Source organism: Nostoc sp. PCC 9305, from assembly GCF_963920915.1.
Classification (GTDB): domain Bacteria; phylum Cyanobacteriota; class Cyanobacteriia; order Cyanobacteriales; family Nostocaceae; genus Nostoc.
In genome coordinates this window covers 1-3206 of the sequence record NZ_CAWUDN010000221.1, presented here as the reverse complement: position 1 = coordinate 3206, position 3206 = coordinate 1, and the positions used below count along the sequence as shown (strand labels likewise).

At 40.5% G+C, this 3206-nt stretch carries 3 protein-coding genes; 2 read left to right on the top strand and 1 reads right to left on the bottom strand.

Annotated elements, in window-relative coordinates; all coding sequences use genetic code 11:
- Positions 1-148 precede the first annotated feature (148 nt).
- On the bottom strand, positions 149-973 hold the full coding sequence (locus ACM0OX_RS35370; protein WP_414519843.1) for an undecaprenyl-diphosphate phosphatase: 825 nt from the start codon (positions 971-973) through the stop codon (positions 149-151).
- 437 nt (positions 974-1410) lie between these two features.
- Here ACM0OX_RS35370 and ACM0OX_RS35365 point away from each other — a divergent pair, with 437 nt between their 5' ends.
- Both ACM0OX_RS35365 and psbU read left to right on the top strand, forming a co-directional pair.
- Positions 1411-2190 carry a DUF3120 domain-containing protein gene (locus ACM0OX_RS35365; protein ID WP_414519841.1) on the top strand — a complete coding sequence of 260 codons (780 nt, stop codon included), beginning with the start codon at positions 1411-1413 and terminating at the stop codon, positions 2188-2190.
- 586 nt (positions 2191-2776) lie between these two features.
- Positions 2777-3205: a photosystem II complex extrinsic protein PsbU gene (gene psbU / locus ACM0OX_RS35360; protein ID WP_194040639.1), complete on the top strand. Its 429-nt coding sequence runs from the start codon at positions 2777-2779 to the stop codon at positions 3203-3205.
- Position 3206 lies beyond the last annotated feature (1 nt).

Below are 3206 nucleotides of genomic sequence, written 5' to 3'. Positions count from 1 at the left end.
GGGGATCTAAACGCTGTGAGGCAACTCTCAAAGACTTGTGTATACACCGTAGCCTACAAGGAGAGAGGTTTGGAGTGAGGTGAGATTGTATTACATACAAACGAGCAGTCGCTATAGTCATTTGCTTTGGACAAAGGACAAATGAATATTATCCTTTCCAACCTGCTGCGATCGCTAGTAAGATCGCACTACCGAATGCTAATCTATACCATACGAAAATCAAGGTGTTTTTGGTTGCTAGGTATTTGATCAAAAATGCAATTGAAAAGTAGGAAAAAATAAAGGTTGAAATAATTCCTACAATTAACAGTCCAACAATGTTATCTGGCAACTGGTGTTCTTGAAACAACTTGAAGATTTTCAGGCTTTTATACAGGGTCGCAATGGTAAGAGTTGGAAACCCTAACAAAAATGAGAATTTTGCTGCTGTATCGCGTTCTAATCCTAAAAATAAGGCAGTCGTTAGCGTCGAGCCGGAACGAGAAACACCCGGAATCAAAGCAAGTGTTTGTCCCAATCCCACCAAAATACCATCCCGAATCTGCAATGACTCAAAACCGCGCTTACGAGTGCCAATTTTTTCTGCTAAAGCTAGTATAAGTGCCATGATAATTGACATGATGCCAATAATTAATGCACTCTCAGGTAAAACATCTTTTAAAAGGAAGCCGAAAATTAAAGCGGGCAGTGTTCCAACTGCAATACCAACAAGAATCTTCCATTCTTCGCGTTCCCAGTCTTTGGCTTTTAGTGCTTCGATTCCACCTTTGACAATACTATAAATCAGTGACCAAAAATACCCCACAATTGCTATAACACTGCCAAATTGAATTGCATCAACAAAATCTTTAGAACCTAGTTCTTTCCAACCAAATAGCTTTGTCACAATTAGAAGATGTGCGGTACTACTGATTGGCAAAAACTCTGTAATACCTTGAACAATACCTAAAATAAAAGCTTGAATAAACTCCATATACAATTAATACCTTTTTCCTGTTCTAGAGATCGTGATGAACATTTTTTAGCTGATGATGTTGCTTTATATACTGTCTATTGCACCCAATCTTGTAGAAAACTCAATTTTACCGATCGAAAACATCATCGAAGACGCTGACTATGTTCTTACACCCACCTCAATAAGTCAACGCAATTTGAAAAATTCATCAAATTTTAATATTTAGCAGACTCATAGCAGCTGACTTTTCACCTCTCTGTAGTCCCCCAGTTATAAGTAACTACAAAACAGTTGTGTACATAGTGAAACTTGAATGGATTCGTCAGGCGCAGAATGTTTTGTCTGGTTTGCACCAGCGCTAGTGGAAATTTCAGTATAATTACAATGCCCCTGGGGGGGATTTGAAAATGTGATATCTTAAATAAGATAAAGTTTAGTAACAAATATTAAAAACTTTGATTAATAATACACTGTCTTCCTACAGCGCTTCTACCCCTTCTATTGATACCGAGTTGGATTTAGCTGATACTGGGCAGAATGGTATCAGACAATTGGAATCTACACTTTCCTTTTCTCCCTCTCTACCCTTATCTACTTCTGCCCGACAAACTTGGTTAGTGTTTGCAGCAGCGGTGTTTTTGGTAACAGTGCCAGTCTTTATAGAAGCGCCAATAGTGCGATCGCTACCAAGTCTGAGTTTAGCGCTGACAGGATTTTGGGTGTGGCTCAGTTTTGCCTTAATGTCACGTCCTGCAACTTACGTCTGGGGCGATTTGCTCTTGGGGTTTAGCTGGAGTTGGTTAGCAGGAGCGATTTACTGGGGCTGGTTACGTTGGGAACCTTTATGGCATCTGCCTGTGGAGTTTATCGGTTTACCGTTTGCCTGTTGGTGTCTGGCGAAGAATTGGGGCAAGGTAGGTAACTGGTTTTATTTAGGTTCTTTACTCGGTACAGTTTTAACAGATGTATATTTTTATATAGTAGATTTGATGCCCTATTGGCGGCAAATCATGAGAGTAGATGCAGATGTAGTACCGCAAATCTTACAAAATGCTCTCATACAAGTACAAGCACCTTGGGGGCAAACTTGGGCGATACTTCTTGCCGTAGTGTTATTAACAGTAGGAATTTCAGCTTTAGGTAGAAATCAAAGACACTGGTATGCCTTTGGTGGCGCAGTTTTGAGTACAATTTTGGTAGACAGCCTATTTTTGTTAGCTGCGATCGCAGCATGAAGAAGATAGAACACGCTATATGTTGCCATGAGCGTGTAGGCTTCTCTTACTGAAACTTTTCCCAGCCCAATCTACGACACATCAAAAATGATGCTGTAAAAGATTAATTAGTTAAGAAATATTACATAAAAATCCATCAGCATCAAGTCTTTTTTGGTCAGATTTTCGGTCTTAGAAATCATACAGTTTGGTGTCTGCTTGAGAGGTAGAATCAGCCACCCCGAAAAGATTTCGTCTAGCTGGGAATGCTGCTGGGATCGTCGATGCAACGCTATCGCAGCTATGCACGTACTCTTTCCACGATAAAAATTTTTGCCAAAAGTATAGTCAAACCCAGTAACGGTAAATATTGTGGATATTAATACGCTGTATATTAGTTTCTGATGACTGCTGTGTTGACTAAGCTATCAGCTTTTGTCCTTTGTCCTTCGTCCTTGGCGCTCTCACGTAGAGACATTAGCGGCTTCTGGCAGGGTATGACTAATACTTCGGCTCCGCTCAGTACAAGTGACTAATGACTAATGACTAATAACTGTTGTTAGCTTAAAACTTTTATTTCTGTTTGATGGAAAGAGGTAGAAAAATCGTGAAAGGATTGGCGCGTTTATTAACAGTGTTTAGCTTGTTACTTAGTTGCTGGGGATGGTTGGGAACAACTCAGATAGCCCAAGCTGCTAGTTTCAACAGTTTTGCTTTTCCCCAAGTCCCAGTTCTGGCAATTGAGCGGCAGAATCGGGCAGACGCTAAACTAGGAACGGAATTTGGTAAAAAAATTGATTTGAATAATACCAACGTCCGAGCTTTTCAACAGTTTCCAGGGCTTTATCCCACCCTGGCTAAGAAAATCATCACCAATGCTCCCTACCAAAAGGTAGAGGATGTATTGGATCTTCCAGGATTGAGCGATCGCCAAAAACAAACCCTGCAAGCCAACCTCGATAAATTCACCGTGACAGACTTAGAGCCTGCCTTCAATGAAGGAGACGATCGCTTTAACAACGGTATCTACAGATAAC